The 5322-nt window shown below is 60.1% G+C and carries 6 protein-coding genes; 2 read left to right on the plus strand and 4 right to left on the minus strand.

Annotation, left to right across the window (positions count from 1 at the left end; translation table 11 throughout):
- On the minus strand, positions 1-200 hold a 200-nt coding region (locus tag ACRXB1_RS29350; RefSeq protein WP_449494025.1), incomplete at its 3' end, for an exodeoxyribonuclease V subunit gamma.
- A 223-nt stretch (positions 201-423) separates the two neighbouring features.
- Between ACRXB1_RS29350 and ACRXB1_RS29355 the strand changes: the two genes are divergently transcribed.
- On the plus strand, positions 424-2898 hold the full coding sequence (locus ACRXB1_RS29355; RefSeq protein ID WP_075360541.1) for an FUSC family protein: 2475 nt from the start codon (positions 424-426) through the stop codon (positions 2896-2898).
- Between the two features lie 19 nt (positions 2899-2917).
- On the opposite strand, the gene ACRXB1_RS29360 is transcribed toward ACRXB1_RS29355, so the two are convergent.
- Complete coding sequence (locus ACRXB1_RS29360) at positions 2918-3124, minus strand: hypothetical protein (protein WP_174362793.1); 207 nt, start codon at positions 3122-3124, stop codon at positions 2918-2920.
- Between the two features lie 122 nt (positions 3125-3246).
- A complete protein-coding gene (locus tag ACRXB1_RS29365; RefSeq protein WP_061999010.1) occupies positions 3247-3723 on the minus strand; it encodes an Lrp/AsnC family transcriptional regulator in 477 nt (158 codons plus the stop codon).
- A gap of 156 nt (positions 3724-3879) precedes the next feature.
- Here ACRXB1_RS29365 and ACRXB1_RS29370 point away from each other — a divergent pair, with 156 nt between their 5' ends.
- The gene (locus tag ACRXB1_RS29370; protein ID WP_449494026.1) at positions 3880-4437 is read left to right on the plus strand and encodes a cysteine dioxygenase; all 558 of its coding nucleotides are present in this window, start codon (positions 3880-3882) and stop codon (positions 4435-4437) included.
- A gap of 3 nt (positions 4438-4440) precedes the next feature.
- Here the strand turns inward: ACRXB1_RS29370 and ACRXB1_RS29375 are convergent.
- On the minus strand, positions 4441-5322 hold an 882-nt coding region (locus ACRXB1_RS29375; RefSeq protein WP_449494027.1), incomplete at its 5' end, for a mechanosensitive ion channel family protein.

A 5322-nucleotide genomic window follows, 5' to 3' on the forward strand; every position in this document is an offset into this window, starting at 1 on the left:
AGATAACACAGGTCCACGTTGGCGCAGATTCCGAAGCGCGCCGCCATGTCGAGTTCCAGCCGCCTTCGCACCGCCGCGCTCGGCACGATGATGGTCTGGCTTGCAAAGGGGTCACCATCATTGAGCGCGAACGCGGCAACGTCGTCCAGCAGCGCCTGCGACAGCGTTTCATGGCGGTTCGAATAGAAAAGTTCGAGCATGGATCCTGCTAGTTGAGCGTGAAAGGCAACGGCTCGTTCGGCAAAAGCCAGGGACGTGTCGCGAGGTGAAACGACAGGATAGCAAAGGCCGTTCTCCACGGCGATTAGGCCGAACGGCCTACGTTTCGGCGCCGTCGAGTTGGGTTAGACTCGGAGCCACAATGATAGGCGGGGCCGAACGCCTCACAGGCAAACGGGACCACGCCGGGAAATTAGGAAGTCGATGCGTTACTCGCTAGAAATCAGAAAATTCATTTATAGCCAGTACTTCTTCGGCGGCTTGCGCATTGCGCTCGGCGTCTCGCTGCCTGCCGTCCTGATGCTGACCATTTTTCACAATCGTGAACTCGGCTTCACGATAGCGACCGGCGCATTGGGCGCGTGCGTGGTCGATATGCCGGGGCCGCTGAAGTACAAGCACAACGAGATGCTGGCGTGCACGGTGATCGGGTTTTTGTCGGCGCTTGCAACCGGGATTGCGAGCGCGAATGTGGTGACGTTGTGGCTGACCGTCGTGCCGCTCACGTTCGTGCTGTCGCTGATCGTGGTGTACGGCAATCGCTGGCCGCAAATCAGCTTCGCCACGCTCTTCATGATGATCGTGACGCTGGAAGAGCATTTCACGCCCATGCAGGCGCTCGTTTATGCATCGTGGATTCTGCTCGGCGGCCTCTGGTACACCTACTGGGCAACGTTCGTCAGCCGCTGGATGGTCTATCGGATCGAACGGCAGGCGCTCGCCGAAAGTGTCTTCAGTTGCGCCGAGTATCTGCTCGCGCGTTCCGAGTTCTACGATCTCGATACGAATATCGACGAATGTTATAGAAAGCTGATCGAAAAGCAGATTCAGGCGGTTGAACGTCAGGACGCGGCGCGTGACATCGTGCTGCGCAACCTGCCCAAGCTGAGGAGCGGCAAACTCGATCCGCGCCGCGCGATGCTCTTCAACCTGTTCATCAACGCGGTGGACCTGCATGAGATGTTCGTCGGCGCGCACACGGACTATCCGCTCGTGCGCAATACGTTCGGCGGCGCGGACATCCTGATCTTCTATCGGGATCTGATGCGAAAGTCTGCGCTCGATCTCGAAGACATTGGTCTGGCCGTGCTGCAGAATCGACCGGCGCGTCCGAAGATCAACGTGAAAGCGGAGTTGCGCGCGATCGAATACGAACTCGATCAAATGCGCAAACATGAAGTCCCGCAGAAGAACCCCGAGGCGTATTCGGCGGTGTCGTCGGCGTTCAGGCGGTTATGGAGCGCGACTCGTCTCATCGATAAAATGCGGCGCCAGACGCGGCACGATCCGAGCATCACGGAAACAGAAATACGCGTTGATCCGAAGCTATCACGCTTCGTGTCGAGCCGGCGCGTGCCGTTCATGCAGATTTTTTCCAATCTGACCATGTCGTCGCCGAGCTTTCGCCACGCGCTGCGGGTGACGATCGCGGTCGGCATCGGCTTCTGGCTCGGACGCTTGCTGCCCTTGACCAACGCGTACTGGATCGTGATGACCACCGTCATCATTCTCAAGCCGGGCTATTCGCTCACGAAGCAGCGCAACGTGCAGCGCATCATCGGCACGGCCATAGGCTGTACGGCATGTGTCGGGCTGATTTTCGTGGTGAAGGATCCGCATGTGCTGCTCGTGGCCATGTTCGCCTGCATGGTGATGAGCTATAGCCTGCTGCTCTTCAATTACACGGCGAGCGTCGTATTCACGTCGGCGTATGTGCTGCTGATGCTGCACTTGCTTGCGCCGGGCGGCATGCGCCTGATTGGCGAACGGGCAATCGATACCGCCGTGGGTTGCGCAATCGCCATCGCCGCGAGCCACCTGTTCCCGTACTGGGAATACCGGCTGATGGGCAAGCAAGTGCACGACATGATCGGCGCAATGCGCAACTACCTCGAAGCGAGCTGGTGGTGGACGGGGAAGCCCGCGACGCAACCCGAAGCGAAGACCGCGACAAACCCCAATCTTTTCGCCGATGCCAATGCGGCGACTGCCGAAGCGGCAACAATGGCGCTCGCAAAGGCAGGAACGCCCGCTTCGGCGCCGGAAGCCGAGAGTGTGTCAATGGTTACGACCACAGGCGAAGCCGCAAGCGCAACCACTGCGTCCAAGACCAAACCGGTTTCCGGCGAAAGCACCGCGGCGACTGCTCAGTCGGGCGCATCGGCGGCCGCCGCCGAAGCCGCATCGGCCCTGGACAGCGATTTCAAATACCGCCTCGCACGCAAGAACGTGCATATCGCTTTTGCGAATCTCGGCCAGGCGTTTCAGCGCATGATGCTCGAACCCAAAGCGCAGCAGAAGTTCGTTCCCGAACTCAACGACCTTCTGGTGCGCAGCCACGTGCTCGCGTCCCAGATCACGGCTGCCGGTCCCTTGCTGCAGTCCGTTGGAAAGTCCGCCGCGGGTCACGCCGCGCAACCCGTTCAACGCGCGCTGACCGTGATTCGTGACAATCTGACGCAGGCGCAAGAAGGCGTGCCCGCGCCCGACGATCAAGCCGAGCAATCGAAGCAACTCACGGTCGAACTGGATTCAATGGTGGTGGGCGCCGAGCGCGCGGAAGATATTCCGTTCGACGCCGTGCAGGACCTGAAGCTGCTCGCGCATCAGTGCAAGCAGATGCTGACGGCGTCGTTCCTGATCCGCAAGGACGCGAGCCTCATCAACTTGCCGGAATGAATGAGGCGCGAGTGCCGCGTTATTGCGAAGCGCCCGTGGCAGGCACGGCGGGCACCGTTGTGCCGGATGCGGGCGTTGCGTTTTCATGCTCGTAGTCGCGCTTTTCGCGGATCGCGTTGAAAAATAGCGTTCCGATCACAAGCAGCACAACGACCACAATAAGAATACTGATCGCGAAAGTGGGATTCTTGCGCGTCGGGGCCTGTTTGCGGCGGTCATCGGTCATGAAAATCGAGGCTCTTTTAAGATTGGATGAAGCGCAAGATCTTACTCGACGCTGATTTCAGATGGATTGCGGCGTTTCACTCCGAGAAACACGCAAGACGCGGTCCCCATTCGGACCGACGGCTAATTCGCTGTCACACCGACCGGCGGCCTGACTGGCAGCGCCGTGGAATATTTGATCTGCTCCATCGCGAAACTCGAACTCACGTCGTACAACGGGATGGCACGAATGAGCGATTTGTACACACGGTCGTAATCGTCGATATCCGACACCACCACGCGCATCAGGTAGTCCGTTTCCCCGCTCATCCTGTACACCTCGACCACTTCGGGGATATCCCGCACGGCACGTGTGAACTCGTCCGCCCAGTCCTGCGTGTGCTGGTTCGTCTTCACGGCGACGAACACCGTGGTCCCCACGCCGAGCTTGCGTGGATCGCACAGGGCGACCTGCGCGCGTATCACGCCGGCTTCCTTGAGGCGCTGAACGCGTTTCCAGCACGGCGTCTGCGAAAGATTAACCCGCGTCGCCAGTTCGGCAATGGGCATCGTGACATCTTCCTGCAGCAGTTCCAACAGTTTCCGATCGATAAGGTCCATGCCCACGCCGCCCCTTGTAGGAAATTATTCTACTTTTGCGCTAATTCACGAAATTATATGGAAACTTCTTCCACAAGCAAACCGGTATAAATGAGCTATCGAAGAACGCAAATTCGCTGCCCTTTTGCGGACCAAAGCTGACCATAAAAGCTCGCCATGACCCTGATCCTCGACACCGTTGAAGCCCTGGACACACAACTTTCGCTCGCCCGGTTGTCCCATGCACTCGATGCCGCGTGCTGCCTGGACCCGGCATCGCCAGGCTTCACGCTGGATGTCCGGGCCGCACTGGCCGGTTTGGCCGCTGAACCGGGGCTGCTATCCAACGCACAGCGCGAATCCAGCGCCGATGGCTACAGGCGGCACCTGTTGCTCGAGGATCCACTTGGCCGCTACGCCGTGGCGGCTCTTGTGTGGCGGCCCGGCCAGATGAGTCCGGTCCACGGGCACCATACGTGGTGTGCTTACACGGTAATCGAAGGGACGCTGAGCGAAACACTGTTTTCCTTTGACGCCGATACCCATCGCGCGGTCGAAATCCGCCAGCACGAGCGCGTTTGCGGCGCCGTTTCGGTGGTGGGCGCGGGACGCGCCGCGATCCACCGCCTCGGTAACGCATCAGCAGCGCGGAAAACCGCTGTCTCCATTCATGTCTACGGCGTGACGGGTGCGCAAATATCGACGCACGTGAACGACCTCGTGCAAGCCGCCTGACAGCTACGCTTTCCCTGGCGCCGCTGCAGTCGGAATCTGCGGCGGAATCTGCACGGATTGATCCGTTGCCGGCGGCGCGGGCTGCGGATCATGCGAGATATCGCGCGCCTCCGACGCGGCGCTGCGCGCAGCCGGGGACACGGGGGACATCGGCGAGGGGTCCTTCACTTCGTCGAGATCGTCCCAAGGCGCGTCCTTGCCCGATGATTCCTTCGATACCCGCAACTGCATTTGCGGCACCGGAACGTCCATCCCGACCTCGTCCATCTTCCGTTTGACCCTGACATTGAACGCCCGGGCGACACTCCACTGCTTCAACGGCAGCGTCTTGATCTGCCCTTTCACCACCATCCAGTTCGGATCGAAACGGTCGAGCCCCCACACTTCGATTGGCCCGAGCATCTCGCGCCGGTAGCGGAAATCCGCTTTCAGTTCGGCGCCCACTTCCCGGATCATCTGCGTGACATGGTCGACGTCGGCCGAGAACGGCACGCGCACTTCGAACACGGCGTAGGCGAAATCACGCGACAGGTTCTTAACGATCTTGATCTGCGAGAACGGAATCGCGTGAATGGCGCCCTGCCCGTCGCGCAAACGCACCGTCCGAATGGTCAGCGTCTCGACCACGCCTGCATGGCCCCCATCGACTTCGATGGAATCGCCTACCGAAATCGTGTCCTCGATAATGATGAAAAGCCCCGTGATCAGATCGGCCACCAGCGACTGGGCGCGGGCGTGATTGGCCTGGCGGTGGGTTTTGGCGCCCTGCCCGTCGCGCAAACGCACCGTCCGAATGGTCAGCGTCTCGACCACGCCTGCATGGCCCCCATCGACTTCGATGGAATCGCCTACCGAAATCGTGTCCTCGATAATGATGAAAAGCCC

This window comes from Caballeronia sp. M23-90, assembly GCF_053574605.1.